The following is a 21,892-nucleotide window of genomic DNA, read 5'->3' as shown; positions in this document are numbered from 1 at the left end:
GCAAAAGGAGGAGCAAAGAGTCGTGAGTGGTGATGAAAAGATTTTCGATGATTTTGGCAAAGATAACGAAGGATACAACCAAGAAAGAAATGAGGTACAAGAAAGGGAAAGAGAAGAGCTTATACGAAGGATAGTTGAAGAAAAAGGAGAGAATGCCTACGATGAAATAATATCTTTGCTGGAGAAGGAAGATGACGACCCGGAAGTAAGAGAAATTGTTACTGAGGTCTTGTACAGGTTAGGTGATAGGATAGCCTCGAAATTAGAAAAAACAATTAAAGAAAAGATAAAGAGCGGAATAAAGAACGATGTGCCTTTGCTTTACTTAATAGATTTGGCTGGGGATTTGGGTTTGAGAAGACTGGTAACCGATATCACAAAGGCGTTGGAATTATATGATTTGGAAGAGGCACAGTTGGTTATATACGAGGCCTTAGCAAAACTTGGTGCTGGAGAACAATTTTACCCACTTCTTAGATACATGCTTTTGGAAGGTGAAGAACGATTTATGTTCGGCGCACAAGTTGCAATGGTGCTTTCATACCTTGATATTCCCGAGATTATAAGCGATTTGGTTCAGGCAATCGATAGTGGGGACTTCAAAGGTGAGGAATTAGAAACCATCAAGCAAGCATTGAGTAATATGATAAATCTACATCCGAGTTACAAGGAGATTCTTATAACACTCGTTGGTGAGGACAATTTTGAAAAGTATGTGCGGTAATTTCATAGTGTGATTAGTTTAAAATTGTAGCTTTCAGCGTGGAGGGATGTGGTGTGTCGTTAGTTTGGGCAGCCATTTTAGGATATTTCATTGGAGCGATACCTTTCAGTTATATAATTCCTAAGTTAAAAGGAGTTGACATAACAAAGGTTGGTAGCGGGAACGTCGGTGGTACCAATGTGCTGAGAAATATGGGAACAAAATACGGTGCACTGGCGATGTTTCTTGATATTATGAAAGCGGTTATCGCTGTTTTGATATTCAAACAATTTGGAGAGCATCCAATGGTAATGGCTGGTGCAATGTCTGTCATTGGACATTGCTACTCCCCGTTTGTTAAATTCAAAGGTGGAAAAGGTGTGGCAACCACACTTGGAACGTTCTTTGCAATATATCCTCAAGCCGGTATGTTTGCACTTGGTGTGTGGATTGCAATTGTTGCAATGACACAGTATGTCTCTTTGGGGTCGATAATTGGGTTACTTGCGGGTGCGTTTTTTGCACTTGTTTTCAAAAAAGATTACTGGGTGGTTTTCTTAGCTCTCGCATTGTTTTCTGTCTACAGACACAAAGAGAATATAAAAAGGCTCTTGGATGGCAACGAGAGAAAAACGAATGTTGTTGATTATTTCTTGGGTTGGATGGACAAATATGAGCGTAAGGGGAAATGAAACCTTGGACCAACACATGTGTGGAATGTATGTGAAGGTGCTTAATAGATATTTTCTACTAATCGGTTATCTTTTGCTACTGATAATACCAGTTTTAAGTTTGGCTGTTATTGACGAAGAAACAGCCAGAATGTATTTTACTCAAGCTCTGGAGAAAACCTACGCTGGTGATTTTAAAAGTGCGTATGAATTAGCACTTAAGTCGATGTCTGGTAGGGTTTATGTGGAAGAATTGCCTCATTTTTGGTACTTAAGGGGCAGGTTGGCTATTATCAACGGGTTGGTGGACAAAGCTTTGGAAGATTTTAAAAACTTTACGGTGCTGGTTAGAAATGACGACATCAATAACTTAATGGAAAAGGTTGGATATTTTAGAAGACTTAATTTAGCTCCTTCTCAGTCATTTACACTGGGTTATATAGATTCGATAAAAGGAAACGTTCGGGGTGTAGAATACTTTCAAACTCCAACGAGTTTAAGCGTTTACGGTGACAATTTGGTGCTTTTAGACCAAAAGAATAAGAGGTTGGTATTTTTTAAAAACAACAAAATGATGAAAATCAAGAAGTTTTCGAAGAATGTAAAGCAGGTGTTTTACAACAAAGATGGTAATCTATACCTGCTTGGTGAAAAGTCGTTATACGATGAAAATGAACAAGAAGTTTTAGGTGGTCTCCAAGTACCGTACATTGCGGGTTCAGACCGTTCCGGAACTATTTACATTGTTGATTTTGACAGGGTTATAAAATTCAACCCAAACAAAAAAGAGCGTGTTGAGTTTAAGCTACCACAAAGAACATTCTGTTTGGACGCAGAGCTAACTGTGAGCAGACTGTACATCTTGGATGCTTTAAGGCAGAAAATAGAAATATTTAGGATAGATACTATGGAAAAGGTTGATGAAGTGAAACTTCTGGAAAAGGTATGGTCATTTGAGGTGACACCATACGGTGATATCATATATCTTGGTAAAGACAAAGTTGTTGCAAACGGAAAGGAATATTCAATAAAAGATGTGGATTTCATAGAATATTCGTATCCTACACTTTTCGCTATTAAATGGAAAGGGAATACAATTGAACAGTACTTCTTCAAAGATGACAAACCTGTGTTTGTGAACATCGAATTAGTTTCATTTGATGAAGATAACGCATATGCTTACATCAGTGTTGAAGACCTTTTCGGTGATGAACTACATTACATCAAATATGCTTTGGCAATGTATGAACGTGATGTTTACGTCCCAACAGATATTTACGCAGAGCAAAGAGATATTAGAAGTGTGAAAGTTGAAAAATGCACAGGTGAACTTATATCCTACAGGCTTCAAGGAGTCAAAGTCATTGGAGATTGTCCAATTCTTACAAGGTTTACTGGCAGTGTGGCAAGTGCAGAAGAACTTTTGAATAAGAAAATCTTGTGGGTTGCTAAGTGGACTTACTTGAAACCTGTCCCACCTGGAGTTATCAAACTTAGTGCAAAAGTGTCGTTTAAGGAGCAATCTTACTATGATACCATGTTCTACACTCAAAAATTGATACTAAACTCTATAGCAAAATCAAACAACAAATGACATTTTTACGATTTATTGGTGGTGGGTATGGCAAAGATACAACAAGAGAGTGAAAAAAACGAAAATATAGAACTTCTACTCCAAGAGGCGATAAAACTAACCGAGGAAGGCAATTACGACAGAGCTATAGAAATCTATAATAAGCTTATACCTTACGAGATACCGGAAGTTTTTAACAACCTTGGTAATGTATACAGAAGGCAAGGGATGTTGGGTAGGGCTATTGAAATGTATAGAAAAGCAATACACATATGTCCGAACTTTTCCATTGCTTACTTCAATCTTGCGTGTGCACTTATGGAAGTTGATAGATACAACGAGGCGGTGATGTTTTTCGAAAAGGCGGAAAAGTTAGGTTTGAAAAGTTTTGATTTGGATGTCCAGCTTGCACTGTGTTATATAGCATTGGGAAATAAGAAGAAGGCAAAAGAAAAGCTTTCTGATGAGAGTGTAAAAAGAGAGGTAGAAAAGTATGTGGAAGGGGGATTGGATTTGTGAGTGGTGTTAATATGCATGATTTAATCTTTAATATACAAAATCTGAAAGTGTTGAGTGAGTTTTTTGCATCAAGTTGGTATATCTTTGTCCCGTTTTCTGTGTTTGTTTTGCTTTTTCCAAATTTGGTCGAGGTAATTACACTCATTGCCGTTGGGTTAATAGTGGGTTATGGATATATCAGTCCTTCTGTGCTTAGCTTTTTGGAAAGATATCTCCCGCAGTTCTCAAATTCTTTGGAAAGTAATTTCCTAATTTACTCGCTTATAGTTTCGGTAGTGTTTGCTGTGATTTTCTATTCGCTGTATAAGTCACTAATTTTTGTGGGAAGTTTCATAATTTCGTTCCTGGTTGGGAATTTTTTACTGAAATCATTTCTGACCTCCTACTTGACGTTTCAGTGGTATATTTACTTAGTCTTTGGCTTACTTGTGGGGCTGATTGGTGGTTTCTACGCGGTTAAAAACAGCTCTAAATTCATAGGACTAATAGCAACTGCGATGTCTTCTTTTATATTGGTTTCCATAGGCATGTTCTTTTTTGATAAGTATGTGTTTAATTTAAACAACACATTATTTGCATGGGCTACGTTTGTTCTTTCGCTCTTGCTCTTCTTCTTTAGAATAGCCAAATTGTGGGGTGTGAAGAGCAATGGGAAAAATTAACAGCAGTTATAGAAAGTCGGAGAATATATTCGCAAAACTTTTCAACGTTCTTAGAAGTTTGTGGTTACTTGTGGGTGCATTTCTTTACATATTCGTTTACGGCTCTATAGTTTTGCTAATTGGATGGATATTGGGGAAAGAAAAAGGGCGAAGGTTTGTTTTGAAACAGATAGAGATATTTGGAAGGCTTGCATTCAAGCTACTTGGTGTTAAGGTTTTCGTGTGTGGTAGAAAGCCTGATGTGAACACGAACTATATTGTTGTTAGCAACCATCAGAGCATATTGGATATCCCACTTATAATAGGATACGTTGGTCCAACACCGTTCATAGCAAAAAAAGAGCTTGAGAAGTTTCCAATGGTGAACGTTTATCTCAAGTACCTTGGTAGCGAACTGATTGATAGAGGAAATGTCAGGCAAACTGCAACAGCGATTAGGGAAGTTATGCGAAAGCTTAATGAAGGATATCATTTTGTGCTTTTTCCTGAAGGCACAAGGTCACCCAATGGAGAAGTTTTACCATTCAAGCCTCGGAGTTTAGAGATTGCCTTTAAAGCGAAAGTTCCCGTACTGCCAGTATCTATTTGGGGAAACCATCTAGTCATTCCAAAACATAAATTGATAGTCAGTGGTAATAAAACGGGTATAATGTTTGGAGAAGTTGTTTATCCAGAAAATTTCAAAAGTGAGGAAGAACTAAGAGCATACGTTGAGAACGTTATAAGACAGGGAGTGGAAAAGTTGAAAGAGGTGGTTGAAAATGAAAAGAGCGTTTGTTAAGGCGCTTGTGTTAGATAAGGTTTCGAATACACCTGTTGTCTTACTCGGGATAGAAAACACGAAGAAAATTCTCCCAATATGGATAGGTGCATGCGAAGCGAGTGTAATGGCTATAGCTATCGAAAAGGTACCATTTGATAGACCTCTGACGCATGATTTGATTGTCACTTTAGTTAATGAACTCAGTTTGAAAATTGAGCGGTTTGTAATCCACTCTATTAGAGATAATGTCTTCTACGCCAAAATCGTTCTCAGAGACCTTGTTGTTTCTGAACAAGAAGCTGCGGAAGGCATGAATCCATTTATAGAGATTGATGCTAGGCCGTCCGATTGTATAATACTTTCCTTAAAAACTGGTGCTCCGCTTTATGTGACAAACGAAATCATTGCAACGGAAGCAATTACTTTTGAAGATTTAAGCGAATCAGAAAATGAAGAAGAATTTAAAAAATTCATTGAAAATTTGGACATTAGCGAATTCAAGAAACTTTTGAATGACAATTCAGAAGATTTCACAAATTTTGAAGGTGGCGAAAGCGAACAGGATAAGGACAATCAAGATGACGATAACTTTGAAGATTACGACGACTGATTGAGTAATACAATCAGTTTAAAAACTTAGTGGGGGATTGCGATGCCAAAAATTCCGAAGTTTGATTTTTCAAAGCTCAAAGGTATTTTAAAGCTTGGGAAGGAAACTAAAAAGGAATCAACACCATCTACTGATGCACCATCAAAGGAAAAGCCCTCAGGGGAAAAGGGTATAAAAGGGTTGCTTGAAAAAATAAAATACTTTATAAGCACGTTTTGGCATAGAAAAGTGCTTTTTTTCACATTTTTAGGTGTGGTTGTTCTCATCGTTGCTTTTGGAATATTGCTTTCACGTCCAAAGGTTCCTGAAACATTTTTATCAGAAGGAACGCAGACGGTAGAGAACTTGATTATTTCTATACCACCAGGTGCGTTTCCATACGAAAAATCGTTCAAGGTTAGGGTAGTTCCGGGAAATTCAGTTCAAGGAATGGTTAGTTCCGGAAATTTTGTCAGCCCTATTTACGAGCTGATACCAAACGATGGAAGATACGATATGGCGACGTTGCCCATAAAGGTTAGATACTATTTCCCGTCTAATCTGATTGGAAGTAACGATTCAAACGCACTCGCATTTGCGGGACTGAGTAGTGATGGCAAGGTGTACAATATAATCCCTGGAAGCTTCATAGACAGAGATAGTCGAGGTTATTTCGTTGAGGCGAGCTTTTTCGTGGTTCCAAGATGGCTGGGAGTTGTATCTGTCCCTGGAAAGGTCTTGCAAACCGGTATCCAAGAAGTTTACCGCGTGGTTTCTGCTTATCCCCCACTTCTTATTATCCCAGGCAGTGATGCGAATTTTGCTGGTTATTACCAGTCATCAAAGGTGACTCCTCTTTCGACATGGCAAGGAGTATTTCCAGACAGGTCGATTTACGTATATAAATACCCGCTGAGCGACACGAAATCTTATAACTATACCCGCGCATTTAGAACGTTTCAGCAATCGGAACCTATGCAAAGTCCTATTGTGTTTGAGGCGGAACGGTTAGCACAGGAACTTAAAAGATATTCTAATGTCCAGTTCGATGTGTTGGCTCACGAAGTGGGCGGACTTATACTTTATTATTGCTTAGCAATGCATCCTGAGATAAAGAATATAAGAAAAGTGGCTTATGTCTCCACCCCGTTTTATGGTACAAATGTTGTGGACCCACGTTTGGCAACAACTATATATGCATCAAAGCCGTCGGCTGCCGCTTTGCTTTACAGTCTACCGGAATCTGTTGTAGCAACGATTCAAGGCTATTTAAAATCTTACATAGAGGCCATTAATATCTATTACTCGGACATCTTACCGAATTCGGAGTTATTAAAACGTTTGCAGTATCTTCCTTATCGAACTGATATACCAACAATAGCTTACATGGGGAATACCCCTCCTTTGTCGATTGATGTTGGTGGAAGCTTATTTGAAAAGTTCTATCCTGAGCTAACTTTGAATTTAGGAGATGGTGTGGTTACAAGAAACTCAGCACGGCTTCCGTACATGACGTTGAAGATATTTAACGGAAGTTGGAACGACTTTTATTCATCTGAACCATTCATAGAGGAGATAAAGAAGTTCTTTGCCTTTGAAATCCCAGAAATTCCTGCTTACAAAGACGATACGTTTGCAGAGCGGGTTAAAAGCGAAAAAGAGAAAATCCTGGAACGGTTCATTACCTCCGGCTCTACCGAGAGTTTCTACGTGGATGAATGGAAGATAGGTGATAATCCCTACATTAAATTCTTGAGAACCTACAACTATCCTGGCACTCAGGTTGCTGTTTACGGCGGGATAGTGTATACCGCTGATGAAAAAGGATTGTATGTTGCTGGAACGCGAGTATGGGAAGAGTTTGTGATAGGCTTGAAAGAAACAATCGAAGGAGTAAGCTATGGCACACAACGAAAGGTCTATTATCGAAAACTTGCAGATACAGTCACGTTTGAGCAAACTCCGGCAGATGATTTCATTGCTACAAAAGATTACGCCATCTTTGCCAAACCAAGGGATAACAATAAGATAGATTTTGTTGACAACACTGGCAATGTTCTGGTGACATTGCAAGGGGTTTATGGAAGGGTTATATACGACGGGAATGAACTGCTATTTGTGACAAACCGAGAGGTTTACAGGTATTTCTACGGTATCAAATACACTGCACCTTTAGGGTTGAGGAATAGTTATGATATAACTTATGCTATAGTAGCAGATGATTACATCATAGCGACAACACGTGCTTATGGACTGCTCGTTTTTGATAAGATGGGAAGGTATGCTTGTGTTGGCGAAGGATGGATAGGTAACCTGGGATTGTATAGGTCTGGTAATTTCATCGTTGCCGTTGGCGACAGTTTTATAACGCTTATCGACTTTTCTGCAAGGCGCATTCACAGAATTGTTGAAGACGTTGCTGGCATAGTTTACGATGCAACCGTTTGGGAAAATAAAATCTATTTAATGACGAGTGAAGGACTACTAATCTATAAAATAGGTTAAGATTATAGATTTTCAAAGATTTGACACTGTGTGAAGGAGGTTGCCTTAAATGATACATTTGTTCTTAGCTCACTTTGTAGCAGATCACGGTTTTACTGATAACGCTAAGATAAGATACTACAAAGGGTATAAGCTTTTTGAACATATCATCTGGTCGATTTTTGCCCTTCTTGCTTTCACTTTCGATACGCTCTTAAAAAGTTCAAAAGGTACCACTGTTTTACTTATCATGATAGTAATCCACGTTGCTGGAGATGTCATAAGGACAAAGATTCACGATAGCAAAATGAAATTACACGTCCTTGAACTCTCAGAATTACTAATCGCACTTATTCTGAATTTTCTTGTGGCTGATTTGTTTGCCTATTCGTTTATCTCAAAGGAGTTTGCTATTTATTTACTTGGTATGGCTGTTGTGACAATGGCAGTGACTTATGTGTTCAAAAACTTTTACCCAGGTGACGAGAATTACAACGACCTAGATGGTATCTCGGAAAGATTGGCTTTTTACGTGTTCTTTCTTGGAAAGAGTTATTGGTTGGCATTTCTCTCACTGGCTTTGGGATTCCTTTACAAGCTTTGGAAACGTGAACGAATTAACATTCATACTTGGTGGATTAGTCCTTTATCGGCAATTGTGATTACAATAATTTGGAAGTTTTTGATATTCTAAAGACGATATGAGAATACGGATAATCAGGAGGTGCCTTTTGTGAGGATTTCTTTGGAATGGCTTAATCAATATGTCGATGTTAGCAAAGAGGAAGTCTCAGAGTATCTACCAAAACTCGGGTTTGACATTGGAGAAGAAGGTCCTGTTTTCCCGCTCCGTGGTCCGATAATTGTCGGGCGCATTGAGAATGTTGAGAAGCACCCTCAAGCTGATAAATTGGTGGTCTGCAAAGTGAACATAGGTAACGAGTATAAAACAATATTAACCGCAGACCTTTCAGTTCAAGAAGGAAAGTACGTTTTTGTAGCACTCCAAGGAGCAAGGCTTGCAAATGGTGTAGAAATCCAGGAAAGGGTAATGCGTGGGGTTCCGTCTCAGGGAATGATGTGTTCTTTGGAAGAGCTCGGACTTGAACAAAAAAGTGAACATGTCTATATGACGGATGAAGAACTTCCACTTGGTGCAGACGTTATCAAAATGCTCGATTTAAATGACTGGTATTTTGAGATGGAGATTACCCCGAACCGTCCCGATGTGCTATCGTATTTTGGTGTTACAAGAGAATTATCTGCCGGGTTAAAACGAAAACCTCACTTTCCTATCCCAAGCGTAAAACACGCAGAGGGGAACGATAAAGTCGAGGTATACATCGAGACCGATGGATGCTGGAGATATACGGCGCGGGTAATCAGAAACGTTAAGGTAGGTCCGAGCCCTCTATGGATGCAAAAAAGGTTAATTGCATCTGGAATCAGACCTATAAACAACATTGTTGACATAACAAACTATGTGATGCTTGAAACAGGGCATCCAGTACATGCTTTTGACCTTGCAAAATTGAACGGGAAGATAGTGGTTCGTGATGCGAGACCTGGCGAAAAGATGCTATTACTCGATGGCAAGACTTATGAATTTTCTGGCGGTGAGGTACTTATCACTGACGGTGAAAAGCTTCTCGCACTTGGTGGTATCATGGGTGGAGAAGAATCCGGTATATCAAGCAACACAACAGATGTCTTGCTAGAGGTTGCGATGTTTGACCCGGTCAGGATAAGAAAAGCATCGAGAAAATTGGGGGTTTCTTCGGATTCTTCTTACCGGTTTGAAAGAGGTGTTGATTTTGACGACGCGTTGTTCGTTATTGAAAGGCTTTCACAATTGATCGAGGAACTCGCCGGCGGCAAACCTTCAAAAGAAATAGTGGATAACTATCCTCATAAAATAGAGCAAAGGAAAATATTTGTTCCAAAGAATTACACGAAAAGAGTTTTAGGTATAGATGTGAAACATATCGGTGACTACATTGAGCCACTCGGTTTTGAGGTAGAAGAAACGAAGGATGGCTATGACGTTTACGTGCCGTCTTTCAGATATTTCGATGTTTCTCTCCCAGAGGATGTTATGGAAGAGGTAGGACGCATCCATGGATACGAACATCTTCATGCGGAACCTCCGAGAATGGTTGCTACTGAGAAAGGAAGAAGCGAAAAACAGAAAAGAAGATTTGAAATCAAAAACCTCATGACTGCAATGGGGTTCAATGAAGCGAATACACTTTCTTTCGCTGCAAGTAAAGTTATAGATATTTTTGACATCAACGGCAAAGGTGTTCCTATAAGCAATCCTATTATTTCCGATTTCGATACGATGAGACCCTCTCTTCTTTACGGGTTGCTCGATTCTCTTTCCTACAACTACAAAAGACAAATGAAAGATGTGAGACTCTTTGAAGTTGGAAAGGTGTTTTCTATCGTTGATGGCAAACCTCACGAGCAAGAGGTTCTTGGTTTTGTTGCAACAGGCAGAGAATCGGTTAAGGACTACACTGACAAAAGAACTGTGTCGTTTTACACAATGAAAGGAGTCTTGGAAGAACTCTTCGAGCAATTTGGATTGGAAGTTACTTTTGGAAAGATTGAGAAGAAAGGCTTTGTTCCCACTGCGACAGCAGGAATCTACCACAAAGGACAATTAATTGGTTTTGTAGGTCTTTTAGACCCTGAGCTTGCAGACAAGCTCTACGACGTCAAAGACGAAATCTACGCTGGCGAGATTTATCTTGAGACCATCTATTCATCGGATGCAGGGAAAACTTACCAACCGTTACCGCAGTTCCCGTATGTGCGTAGAGACGTGTCTTATCTAATCCCCATCGGATATGAGATTGAGAATCTACTAAAGATTTACAAGGACAACCCACTTGTTGAAGAGGTGGGTATAGACGACATTTACAGAAAAGTTGGCGATGAGTTCTACAGTGTCACAATTTACGCAAAGTTCAGACATCCGGAAAGGACACTGAGTGATGAAGAAGTGGACCTTGCACTTGAAGATATAAAGGAAAGGATTAAGAAAGAATGTGGTATCAATCCAAGATTTTAACAGAATTGGTGAACTGAACAAGGGAAAGGGGGGAAGCTGATGAATTTCAGTCCGAAAGACCAAAATGAGTTTGATAAAATCATCTCCATAGGTAGAGAATTTCTAAAATCAAATTGGGAAGTTTTGGAAAATTACACAAGCGACCAAAGAAAAGGGGTAGAGATGCCCCCTTTTGAAAAACCATTCCCACAAGATGCGTTTTTGATAAATCTTCCAGATTTTAATATTGACGAATTTAAGACAAAATCCCTCTTTGAAGCTATTGCAAACAGAAAAAGTCATAGAAAGTACGAAAACGAACCACTTAAGTTAGTAGAGCTCTCTTTTCTTCTATGGGCTACACAAGGAATCAGGTACGTAACACCTAAAGCTACGTTCAGAACGGTGCCTTCTGCTGGCGCGAGACATCCGTTTGAAACATACGTATATGTTGAAAATGTCGAAGGCTTAGAAGAAGCAATCTACAGATATCTGCCTCTAGAACACAGTTTAATCTTGCACAGAAAAGATAGATATCTGAGAGAAGAAATTATACACGCAACATTAGAACAAGAATTCGTTGGTCAAGCCGCAGCTGTATTTATATGGACTGCGATACCCTACAGGACAGAATGGCGATACGGTCCTGCTTCTCACAAGGCAATACTTTTGGACGCTGGGCACGTTTGCCAGAACTTGTACCTTGCTTGTGAAGCAATAGAAGCTGGAACGTGTGCAATAGCAGCCTATTCTCAGAAGCTCATGGATAGATTCCTTGGTGTCAATGGCCAAGATGAGATGGTTGTTTATCTCGCTCCCGTTGGAAAGGTAGCCAAAAGTTAGTAATGTGGACAGCAGGAGGCGGGTATGAAGAACGAAACTGTAAAAGAATATAATTTGAAAGACAAATTCATAGCTATTTTTTGGCTTTTAGTGCTCACATTTTTGTGGGGCTTGACTTTTCCTATACAAAAACTTGTGTTAAATGAAGAAATCTCACCATTTTTGTATAATGCGATCCGATTTTGGATCGCAACTTTTTTATCGGCACTCGTTTTTGGAAAATCCGATTGGATACGTGGCACAGTGCTCGGCGTAGTGATGGCTATTGCTTACGCTACTCAGACATGGGGGTTAACAATAACAACGTCCACGAAAAGCGGGTTTATTACTTCATTATACATAGTTATCGTCCCGTTCTTTTCTTACATCATAGAGTTAGAAAAGGTGAGAAAACTACAAGTTTTAGGCTTTCTTGGAGCACTTATTGGTATGTATTTACTGAGTGGAGGAATTAGTGGATACAATTTTGGAGATTTTCTCACAACAATATGCGGAATTATGTATGCGCTCCACGTCGTGTTAATAACCAAATTTTCACGGCAAGTTAATGAATATTCGTTGCTAACTCCCCAGTTCTTCACAGTAGCACTACTGAACACACTCTTCAATGTGTTCTACCATGGCAACGGTAACAAATGGAGTTTTTCCGTGACTGCAATCTTTGTTGCTACTTTTACAGCGATAACAGCCACAATTGTTGCGATAATAATTCAGGCGAAGTATCAAAAGGTTGTTGGTAGTAATGTGTCCGCTCTCATCTTTGTTGGAGAACCGTTATTTGCAATGGTTTTGTCGGTTCTCATTCTAAAAGAACACCTGACCAATTCGCAAATTGTAGGTGGTTTACTGATGGTGGCTTCAATAATCCTTGGCGTTTTGAATTTAAATGAGAGGCAAGATGGTTGAATTTCTGCAAGGAAGAAACAGGAGGATGGCAAGGTGACGAAGAGTGTCGAAAATTTGAATACCAATAAAAATCGTGAATTATGGGTTGATTACGCCCGCGGTTTGGCATTAATAATGGTTATTCTTGCACATTCTCAGATTCCGTGGAAGTTATTTGGATTTGTTTCGTATGTCATAGTTGTCTTTCCATTTTTGACAGGTTATCTAATGAAAGATATGAGTTTTAAAGATTTTTTCGCTAAACGCATAACATTACTTATTTCGTATTATTACATTGGACTGATTAGCTATATTCTTTGGATTTTACTTGTTCCAGAAGCTTTTAGAAAAGCTGATAATTTGACTTATCTGAAAAATTTCTTGCTTGTTCGGACAGATTTGCTTGATAAGATACCTCTTCCGATTGTGCCGTTATGGTATTTAGTTTTCCTTTTTGTAGCTGAATTCATGCTCATAACTTTTCGAAAACTTCATATACTCCCATATGCAATAGCTGTGGGGATATTATTGCGATTTTTTTATCCAGGTGCACTTCCTTTCAAAATTGATGTGGCATTTTCTGGACTTTACATGTTTTATTTAGGAAACCTTGCAAAAAAGAGAAGAACAACACTCGAAAAGTTCAACGGGCTAATCGGTTCTGTTGGTTTGATAACGTGGATGCTAGTTGCTTTGTATGTCGATGCGACGTCGTGGAATATAGATTATTATGGTACAAACCCACTCTTAACATTCTTTGGTGAAATTGGAACAGCAATGTGCTTTTTCTCAGTTGGAATAATTATTGAGCGCTTCGTAAACATTTCAAAAAATGCTAATAGCTTACTACGAAGATTCTTTGCAAAGTATGTACTTGGCATTCCAAGGCTTTTCTCAGATAATGCGATATTTGCTTTTGGTTACCATATCTTAGTTGGAGGTTTGACCATCTTGGTTACAACGGCTTTAGGCTTTGCTGTTACTGAAGAAACGTTGCGAGCGTACTGGTATATTGCTTTTGCTTTAACGTTTGGAGTAATGGTGTTATTAATGGTTCTTTTGCCAAAGCCCATCAAACTACTTTTAACGCAACCAGACTCGTTCTTGAAATGGCTAGAAAAAGAGAGGAGTTCCCGGAAATGATAACGATAAAGAATCTAACCATAGCATTCCCTGAAAAGACGCTTTTTTCCAATTTCAACGTAACCGTTCTAGCGAGAGATAGAATAGGGTTGATGGGAAAAAATGGCAGTGGAAAGAGTACGCTGTTGAAAGCGATAGCTGGAATTTTCAACGATTATCATGGTGAAATAACGGTCCAGGGAAAAGTACTTTACATGGACCAGTACAGAACATTTGAAGCAAGAACTCCTTATGGATACTACATGAAGGTGGCAGATACTCCAGAAAAACAAAAGCAGGTGAGGAGCATATTGAAAGGATTAGGGTTTCCCGAAGAGGACTGGGAAAGGGATATTTCAACGTTTAGTGGAGGAGAGAGAACGAAACTGCAGTTAGGAAGACTATTTGTAGAAGACCCCGATTTTCTTCTTTTAGATGAGCCAACCAATTTCTTGGATATAGAAAGTATTGAGTTTTTGAAAGAACTGCTGAGAAGCTTTCGCGGAGGATATATAATTATTTCACACGATAGGGATTTTCTCAGAAACACCTGTGAGAAATTTTGGGAGATAAACAACGAACGCATCTGGGTTTTTGATATGGATTTTGACAGCTACCATTTGGAAAGACAAAGGATTATTGAAACCCAAAGAAGACAACTTGTTAATATACAACGTGAAATCGAAAGACTGAGAACGATAATAGATAGGTATAAAAAATGGGGTAGGGAAAAATTCACAAAGCAAGCAAAAAGTAAAGAAAAAATGCTCGAGAAAATGCTTGAAGAATTGGAAAATATGCCCAACATGTATTTGGAAGAAGAGGAGAAGACCATAAGTATACCTGAACCAGACAATACAGGTTACGTTGTTTTGGAAGTTAAGAATGTTTCTTGGAACGGTTTGCTGAAAAACGTCTCGTTCACAGTATATCAAGGAGATAAGATAGCGATTGTTGGACCTAATGGTTCTGGAAAAACGACACTATTAAAAATTATCAATGGGCAAACCAATTACACTGGTCAAATAACGTTCGGATACAACGTAAAAGCAGTTTACCTTGAACAATTTGTTGACCAACTGGATTTAGAAAACACTGTTTTCGATGAGCTCTTCGAAGAAATACCAGATAAACCAGACTACGTTATCAGAGCTTACGCAGGCAGATTTGGATTTCGCGGAGAAGATGTTTTTAAAACAATTGCAGATTTGAGTGGTGGAGAAAGACAGATACTAGCTCTTGCAAAGGTCTTGCTAAGAAAGCCGAATATGCTCATTCTGGACGAGCCAACAAACCATATGGATTTGGAAACGGTTGAAGCGCTTGAATCGGCACTTAAAGAATATAAAGGGGCGGTTCTGTTGGTTTCCCACGACCTCGAGTTGATTAGAAATGTGTGCAATAGGTTTTTTACCATCAAAAATGGGGAACTGTTGGAATCTAACGAGCCGATATTCTTTTCCAAAGAAAAGAAAAAGGTTGAAAAAGAAAAAAACGTGGACTTCGAAGAGAAAAAGAGATTGAGAAATCAGTTGAAGAGCTGGAAAAAACAACTGGAAGAACTAAAAGAAAGAGAAAACGAGATAACATACATGATAAGTGATTTAGAAAATCGCATGCACAAAGAACAAGATTACGTTAAATTGATGGAATTAATGGGTGAGAAAGAAAAATTGGAAGAGGAATTGCTAAGAGTAATGGAAACTTTCGAAGAAATCGAGAATAAGATAAAGGAATTCGAGAACATAGAAGATTAGAACATTAGACGGTTAGGAGGAGTTCCAATCATGAACAACCCAAAGGGTGAAGAATTAAAATTTCATATTGGTAGTACTTTTGTGGTTGAGTTAAGCGGCGAAGATGTAAAGTACTTCTCCGAAAGGAGAATAACGAGAGCAGAACCAGTTACATTGGTATTTTTCTCTGAAAAAGCTGATGGTGACAACGAGAAAATCGGATTTGTTGAGTTTGATTTGAGAGTCATAAACAGAAATGCGTATATCACATTTTATGTAGCTCCACAATACCGAGGTAAGGGTATTGGAAAGCTTATGCTAAGAAAAGCCTTAGAGTTTGCTTTCAAAGAGTTAAATCTACATAGAATCACAGCCGAGGTTTACGAGTATAACGAACGTTCACTGAGGTTACTTGAAAGTTCGGGGTTTAAAAAAGAAGGTATTCTCAAAGAAGCAAAATACCACGATGGAAGGTATTGGGATATAATTGTAATGGGCTTGATGGAAGAAGATTGGAAAAATAACGAAGAGTTTAGAAGGTGAAAGTATGAGTAGCAAAAGAGAATTGATAATTGGTGCGCACATGCCTATAGGTGGAGGTTTTGCAAGAGTTCCAAAAGAGACCGTGGAAATAGGAGGGAATGCGTTCCAGATTTTCCCACACAATCCACGTCAGTGGAACGCGAAGCTGCCATCTGATGATGATGTGGTCCACTTCTTAAGAGACGTTAAAAAGTACAATCTGAACCCAGAGAATTTCATGTGTCACGCTGGCTATCTTGTTAACATAGCAAGCCCTAAGGAAGATATTTGGGAAAAGTCTGTTACATTACTCATCACGGAAGCGAAGATATGTGCAAGACTCGGAATTAAGTATTTGAACATACATCCTGGAAGTCATCTGGGACTTGGTGAGAGGGAAGGTATAGAAAGAGTTGCAAAAGCTTTGAATATAGTTATGGAAAAAGAAAAGAACGTTTATATACTGTTGGAAAACGTTGTTAAGAAAGGTGGAAACATAGGATACAACTACGCACAAATGAGGGAAATAATAAGTCTGTGCAAATACGAAGACAGAATAGGCTTGACGTTTGATACATGCCACGGCTATGACGCAGGATACGATGTTACAACAGATGATGGCATAAAGCAACTGCTTGCAGAAATTGAACGGGAAGTGGGAATAAAAAGACTTAAGTTTGTCCATCTTAACGATACCAAGAACGAACTTGGTTCTCAAAAAGACAGACATGAGAATATAGGAAATGGAAAAATCGGAGAAAAGCTCGAAGTATTTTTGTCCAATCCAGTGTTCAACTCACTACCACTGATTTTGGAAACTCCAGGTGACAATCCGGAACACGCAGAAGATATAGCAAAGGTTAAGGCGATATGGGAAAAATTGGTAAATAGATTGCTGATAAGTTAATCAAAAGAAAGTCGAGGTGTCGTTTTAGATGTCCTTTTCGAATGATGAAATGGAGTTTCACGAAAGGTTCAAAGCACCCATCGACGTTGTGTGGAGGACATTCTATAACCCCAATGGTTGGGATCCATGGTTTACAGATGGAATGAAAATATACGAGGACAGTGGTGAGATATACTTTCGTTGGTTCAGGCTCACCGATGGTCAGGTCGTTACGGACACAGGTAGGATAGTTAGTGTGATTCACAAGCGCCTTTTTTCCTTTTGGTGGTATGAATACGAGGATGGTTATCGTTCTTTTGTGGAGATGACGTTTCAACCAACGGATGAGGATGAAACGATAGTGACAGTGAAAGATAGAACGTTTGTGAAAGATGAAGGAGAGCTACACATAAGGTATGCGTGTGCATATGGTTGGGGTCAAATGCTGTTACTTGCAAAAGTTTACATAGAAAAAGGGCTTATACTTATATGAGCATTGAGAAGTGTTGAGGTATATAAGATAGGGGGTATGTGAATGAGAGCCTCTATAATTCTTAACGGAAAGTCGAATGGTACAATGTATATAACTGGTGAACTCGTTGTCGCAGTTGATGGTGGTGCTGAGGAATTAAGAATAAGAAGGATAATTCCTCATGTGGTTATCGGAGATATGGATTCAGTTTCGGATGATACGCTCGAGTATTTCGAAACAAAAGGAGTTAAGATTTGCACATATCCTACAGAGAAAGACGAAACCGACCTTGAGCTCGCACTGAATTACGTTTTCAAACACGGAGCAACGGAAGTTGAAATACTAAACTGGCAAGGCGAAAGGATTGATATGATACTTGCAATGATAGGTTTAATGAGTAAATACGACAATGTGATAGCGATATCTGATAAGTGTGAGGTCGGCGTTATCAAAGCGGGCAAGAAAGGGACGCAAACCCTGAAAGCTGTCCCCGGTGAGATTTGGTCCCTTATACCTTTGTGTCATGCCGAATTTTCGATAGAAGGGTTCAAATATCAATTCAGCGGAAGTATGGATATAACAGCTCCAATAGGTGTCAGTAATGTTGCTTTAAGTGACTTTGTGAAGATAGAAGTGAAAAACGGTAAGGTGGTGTTCGTGCGTTGGAAGAAAAAGCCACTATAAAAAAGGTCGTAATATTGGGTGCTACGGGTTCAATAGGAACGCAAACGGTCGATGTTATAAAACAACTTGAGGGTTTCAAAGTTGTTGGCATTTCGTTTGGTTCAAACATAGAACAGGCACGAAAGATAATGGAAGATTTAAAAATAGATTACTACGTTTCAAATAAAGATGTAGGGTTTGGAAAGCGCTTTGAGAATACGCAACAATTGTTGGAAGAAGTGGTTCCTGATATAGTGGTTTGTGCAATTCCTGGATTTGAAGGTGTTAAAGCAACAATTATTGCCTTGCAATACGCAAAGAGAATAGCACTTGCAACGAAAGAAGCTTTAGTTTGTGCAGGTCCTTTCGTTAAGAAGGTAGCCAAGGAAAAAGATGTTGAGATTATCCCTGTTGATAGCGAACACTCAGCGATATTCCAGCTTTACGAACCTCACATTGAGAAAATACTTATAACCGCTTCGGGAGGCGCGGTTAGGGACGTTCCTCTCAAATACATAGCGGACCTGAAGCCATCGGACATTTTGAAACATCCGACATGGAGCATGGGTGGTAGGATAACTGTCGATTCATCAACGATGGTGAACAAACTTTTTGAAGTAATTGAAGCGCACGAGCTTTTTGATTTGGATTATGACAGAATAGAGGTAAAAATCAACCGTTCAAGCTTCATCCACGGAATAGTCTTTCTTAAGGACGGGGTTATAAAAATCCATGCAGGTAAGCCTGATATGCGAATACCCATTGCTTACGCGCTTACTTACCCCGAAAGGAAGTATCATTCGCCTGTAGCTGATGTTTTAGAATTTGACCTTCAATTGTCTGATGTAGAGCGCGAACGTTATCCACTTTTCTTCTACGGATTGGATATGTTAAAAAGAAAAGACGATTTGCCATGGAGAATTGCACTGAATGCAGCTGATGAGTTAGCAGTTAACGCGTTTCTTGATGGAAAAATATCATTCAAAGGTATTGAAACGGTAGTTAGAGAAACGATAGAGTACATAGATTCCCAAAACATAATCATTACGTCTATAGAAGATGTCTACAAAACTGACGAATTAGCAAAAAGTTACGCTAAAGAATTCATCGAAAGGGAGGTTCGGAAATGAGCTTGCTTGTTAATATCATCGCTTTCATTTTAGTTTTCATCTTTATCGTAGTTGTTCACGAGTTTGGTCATTATCTTTTTGCAGTACTGTTTGGTGTTAAAGTTCATGAGTTTGCAATCGGTTTTGGACCGGCGATTTACAGAAAGAAAGGGAAAAAGACAGATTTCAGAATAAATGTTTTCCCGCTTGGTGGATACGTCAGACTAAAGGGTGAAGACCCTCAAGAACAAGAGGACCCTGATTCACTTTACGGAGTTGCAGCATGGAAGCGATTTTTAATTGTGCTTGCGGGACCTGTCTTTTCGATTTTGGCAGGTTATTTGCTATTTGTATTGATAATTTCCATATGGGGATACACTCCGATAATAATAGATAAAGTCCTCCCTGGTTCACCAGCCGAACAGGCAGGACTTCAAGCAAACGATATAGTTTTAAAACTCAACGGAAAGTATGTTTTCGATACGATGGATATGACCAGCATTATACGAAAAGGTAAACCACTAACACTTGAAGTGCTTAGAAAAGACGCTCGAATAACTGCAAGAGTGACACCGGTACTTACTCAAAAAGAATACTTCTTGTACTTGAAGGATGTTAAGGGGAATATAGGAGGTAAAGTGGAAAGTGTCAACAACATTTCTTTTGAGAGATATATGGAAAGGTATACAAAGGAGTATGTGACAATAAAATCGGAATTAGGAGAACTAAAAGGATTGATAGATAACGTATCAGAAATTCCGCAAAGATATGCAATAGGGATTTACTATGGCCAGTTTTCTAATGTATTTGCCAAGGATAATGAGATATTTTCAAAAGGTGATACGTTATCTGAGGTTGAAGGTATGAAAGTTGAGTCAACAACGGATTTGATGGATATAGTAACAGCGTTGGGTCTAAAATCTGATGAGATTTATCTTCGAATCAAAGGGAATGAAGTTGAACAGGTTATAAGACCTTTACCAGCTAAAGTAAAAATTAGTTATATTTCAAAAAACGGTACTCAAAAGGAAATCACAATTTCGAAAGAAAAACTTCTAAGTGTTCTTTCTATTCCCGGAGTATTTGAAATGAAAGCACCTAAAATGAAACCTCGAGGTTTTGAAGCTATTTTTGTAGCAATAGCCCGAAGCAACAGACTAGCATTGTACATTTGGAAAACGTTACCTGGGGTTTTTGTAGGCAGAAACATTCAGGATGTTTCGGGACCTGTTGGCGTTGTTCAAGTCATTGGACAAGCTGTGCAATTTGGTTTGGAGACAGTGCTAATAGTCGTTGCGGTGATAACAATAAACTTAGGTATATTCAATCTTTTCCCACTTCCGGCTTTAGACGGTGGCAGGATTATATTTGCGCTCGTTGAGATGATATCAAGAAAGAAGATAAACAGAAACGTTGAAAACCTTATACATACAATTGGTTTCTTCTTGCTCCTAGGATTCCTGTTCTTTATGACCTTCGTCGACATAAGTAGATTCTTTGTGAGATGATTGAAAAGCATGAAAGTCGGAAAGGTTGTGAAAACATTGATAACTAAGAGAATATCAAGGACGGTAAGGGTTGGAAATCTTATTATCGGCGGGGATGCTTCGATAATTATACAATCAATGACAAATACTGATACAAAGGATGTTGAAGCTACGGTAAAGCAAATAAAAACTCTTGTTGATGCCGGATGTGAAATTGTTAGAATATCTCTCCCAGACCTGGAAAGTGCGCGTAAAGTTGGTGTCATTAAAGAGAGACTGAGAGAACTAAATGCCGAAGTCCCGTTGGTTGGCGATATACATTTTGACTACAGGATAGCATTGGAGGCTATAAAACATGGTATCGATAAGATAAGAATCAACCCTGGCAATATAGGGAGCGAATCGAAAGTTGCTGAAGTAGTTAAAGCCGCAAAGGAACGAGGTATACCGATAAGAGTTGGAGCAAACAGTGGGTCTTTGCCTAAGGATTTAGAGCATTTACCACCTGCACAAGCCTTAGCAGAAGCTGCACTTAGGGAAGTTAGGATATTAGAAAAACATGGATTTGAAGATATCGTTATATCTGTGAAGAGCTCTGATGTGATTGAAACTATAGAGTCTAACAGATATGTGGCTAAGATTGTAGATTATCCACTTCATGTTGGTGTAACTGAAGCAGGTACGCTTTACAACTCGCTCATAAAATCATCCATCGCTATTGGAACATTGATACTTGAAGGCATAGTGGATACATTAAGAATCTCGATTGCTGGAGACCCGTTGAACGAAGTAATTGCGGCAAAGAAATTATTGACAGCACTTCACTTAAGAAAAGGTCCAAACGTAGTTGCCTGTCCTACTTGTGCAAGGACCGTTTTTGATGTTGAAGCTGTTGCTTTGGAAGTGGAGAAACTTGTGGCTGATGTGCAGGAAGATATAACAATTTCTGTTTTAGGTTGTGTGGTAAATGGAATAGGTGAGGGGAAGGACGCCGATGTTGGAATTGCTGGTGTTAAGGATGGGGTTGTGGTTTTCTACAGAGGAAAGATAATAGGGACTTACAAATTTGACGAAGGTCTGATAAAATTAAAGGAATTGATAAATCAAATTTTGGCGGACAGAAAAGATAAAACGTGTTAATAGTTTTT

At 38.9% G+C, this 21,892-nt stretch carries 21 protein-coding genes; all 21 read left to right on the top strand.

Translation table 11 applies throughout. From position 1 onward, the window contains the following. Positions 1 to 22: 22 nt before the first annotated feature. From JM64_RS09360 to ispG, 21 genes are read left to right on the top strand one after another with little or no spacing between them, the layout of a single operon-like run. Positions 23 to 724, top strand: coding sequence for a hypothetical protein (locus JM64_RS09360; protein WP_064012378.1), 702 nt, complete (start codon positions 23 to 25; stop codon positions 722 to 724). Between the two features lie 53 nt (positions 725 to 777). Further along, on the top strand, positions 778 to 1,395 hold the full coding sequence (gene plsY, locus JM64_RS09355; protein ID WP_064012377.1) for a glycerol-3-phosphate 1-O-acyltransferase PlsY: 618 nt from the start codon (positions 778 to 780) through the stop codon (positions 1,393 to 1,395). Beyond that, a complete protein-coding gene (locus JM64_RS09350) occupies positions 1,376 to 2,968 on the top strand; it encodes a hypothetical protein (RefSeq protein WP_231882383.1) in 1,593 nt (530 codons plus the stop codon). Before plsY ends, JM64_RS09350 begins: the two co-directional genes overlap by 20 nt. Before the next feature lie 27 nt (positions 2,969 to 2,995). Next, the gene (locus tag JM64_RS09345; protein ID WP_082868384.1) at positions 2,996 to 3,466 is read left to right on the top strand and encodes a tetratricopeptide repeat protein; all 471 of its coding nucleotides are present in this window, start codon (positions 2,996 to 2,998) and stop codon (positions 3,464 to 3,466) included. After that, complete coding sequence (locus JM64_RS09340; RefSeq protein ID WP_064012376.1) at positions 3,463 to 4,128, top strand: hypothetical protein; 666 nt, start codon at positions 3,463 to 3,465, stop codon at positions 4,126 to 4,128. Before JM64_RS09345 ends, JM64_RS09340 begins: the two co-directional genes overlap by 4 nt. Further along, positions 4,115 to 4,909: a lysophospholipid acyltransferase family protein gene (locus JM64_RS09335; protein WP_064012375.1), complete on the top strand. Its 795-nt coding sequence runs from the start codon at positions 4,115 to 4,117 to the stop codon at positions 4,907 to 4,909. Before JM64_RS09340 ends, JM64_RS09335 begins: the two co-directional genes overlap by 14 nt. Beyond that, positions 4,890 to 5,501 (top strand): bifunctional nuclease family protein, encoded by a 612-nt coding sequence (locus tag JM64_RS09330; RefSeq protein WP_064012374.1) that lies wholly within the window; start codon positions 4,890 to 4,892, stop codon positions 5,499 to 5,501. The genes JM64_RS09335 and JM64_RS09330 overlap by 20 nt, the downstream gene beginning before the upstream one ends. Positions 5,502 to 5,543: 42 nt before the next feature. Continuing rightward, positions 5,544 to 7,985, top strand: a complete 2,442-nt coding sequence (locus JM64_RS09325) for a hypothetical protein (protein ID WP_064012373.1) — start codon at positions 5,544 to 5,546, stop codon at positions 7,983 to 7,985. Positions 7,986 to 8,034: 49 nt separating this feature from the next. Continuing rightward, complete coding sequence (locus tag JM64_RS09320; protein WP_064012372.1) at positions 8,035 to 8,658, top strand: hypothetical protein; 624 nt, start codon at positions 8,035 to 8,037, stop codon at positions 8,656 to 8,658. A gap of 39 nt (positions 8,659 to 8,697) precedes the next feature. Beyond that, complete coding sequence (gene pheT / locus JM64_RS09315) at positions 8,698 to 11,040, top strand: phenylalanine--tRNA ligase subunit beta (protein ID WP_064012371.1); 2,343 nt, start codon at positions 8,698 to 8,700, stop codon at positions 11,038 to 11,040. Between the two features lie 39 nt (positions 11,041 to 11,079). Then, the gene (locus tag JM64_RS09310; RefSeq protein ID WP_064012370.1) at positions 11,080 to 11,862 is read left to right on the top strand and encodes a SagB/ThcOx family dehydrogenase; all 783 of its coding nucleotides are present in this window, start codon (positions 11,080 to 11,082) and stop codon (positions 11,860 to 11,862) included. 24 nt (positions 11,863 to 11,886) lie between these two features. Next, the gene (locus JM64_RS09305; protein ID WP_064012369.1) at positions 11,887 to 12,768 is read left to right on the top strand and encodes a DMT family transporter; all 882 of its coding nucleotides are present in this window, start codon (positions 11,887 to 11,889) and stop codon (positions 12,766 to 12,768) included. Positions 12,769 to 12,801: 33 nt separating this feature from the next. Continuing rightward, entirely contained in the window at positions 12,802 to 13,890 is a 1,089-nt protein-coding gene (locus tag JM64_RS09300) for an acyltransferase family protein (protein WP_064012368.1), read from the top strand. After that, a complete protein-coding gene (locus JM64_RS09295) occupies positions 13,887 to 15,626 on the top strand; it encodes an ABC-F family ATP-binding cassette domain-containing protein (protein ID WP_064012367.1) in 1,740 nt (579 codons plus the stop codon). The genes JM64_RS09300 and JM64_RS09295 overlap by 4 nt, the downstream gene beginning before the upstream one ends. Before the next feature lie 30 nt (positions 15,627 to 15,656). Further along, positions 15,657 to 16,148, top strand: coding sequence for a GNAT family N-acetyltransferase (locus JM64_RS09290; RefSeq protein ID WP_064012366.1), 492 nt, complete (start codon positions 15,657 to 15,659; stop codon positions 16,146 to 16,148). A 4-nt stretch (positions 16,149 to 16,152) separates the two neighbouring features. Further along, a complete protein-coding gene (locus JM64_RS09285; protein ID WP_064012365.1) occupies positions 16,153 to 17,034 on the top strand; it encodes a deoxyribonuclease IV in 882 nt (293 codons plus the stop codon). 28 nt (positions 17,035 to 17,062) lie between these two features. Then, positions 17,063 to 17,506 carry an SRPBCC family protein gene (locus JM64_RS09280; protein WP_082868383.1) on the top strand — a complete coding sequence of 148 codons (444 nt, stop codon included), beginning with the start codon at positions 17,063 to 17,065 and terminating at the stop codon, positions 17,504 to 17,506. A 42-nt stretch (positions 17,507 to 17,548) separates the two neighbouring features. Further along, positions 17,549 to 18,169 (top strand): thiamine diphosphokinase, encoded by a 621-nt coding sequence (locus JM64_RS09275; RefSeq protein ID WP_064012364.1) that lies wholly within the window; start codon positions 17,549 to 17,551, stop codon positions 18,167 to 18,169. Beyond that, positions 18,148 to 19,278 carry a 1-deoxy-D-xylulose-5-phosphate reductoisomerase gene (locus JM64_RS09270; RefSeq protein WP_064012363.1) on the top strand — a complete coding sequence of 377 codons (1,131 nt, stop codon included), beginning with the start codon at positions 18,148 to 18,150 and terminating at the stop codon, positions 19,276 to 19,278. The genes JM64_RS09275 and JM64_RS09270 overlap by 22 nt, the downstream gene beginning before the upstream one ends. Continuing rightward, on the top strand, positions 19,275 to 20,765 hold the full coding sequence (locus JM64_RS09265; protein WP_064012362.1) for a M50 family metallopeptidase: 1,491 nt from the start codon (positions 19,275 to 19,277) through the stop codon (positions 20,763 to 20,765). The genes JM64_RS09270 and JM64_RS09265 overlap by 4 nt, the downstream gene beginning before the upstream one ends. A 9-nt stretch (positions 20,766 to 20,774) precedes the next feature. After that, a complete protein-coding gene (gene ispG / locus JM64_RS09260) occupies positions 20,775 to 21,884 on the top strand; it encodes a flavodoxin-dependent (E)-4-hydroxy-3-methylbut-2-enyl-diphosphate synthase (RefSeq protein WP_082868382.1) in 1,110 nt (369 codons plus the stop codon). Positions 21,885 to 21,892 lie beyond the last annotated feature (8 nt).

The organism is Fervidobacterium pennivorans (assembly GCF_001644665.1).
In the GTDB taxonomy this organism is placed as follows: Bacteria; Thermotogota; Thermotogae; order Thermotogales; family Fervidobacteriaceae; genus Fervidobacterium; species Fervidobacterium ngatamarikiense.
The sequence above is the reverse complement of the archived record's forward strand: the minus strand, read 5'-3'. Positions and strand labels throughout refer to the sequence as shown.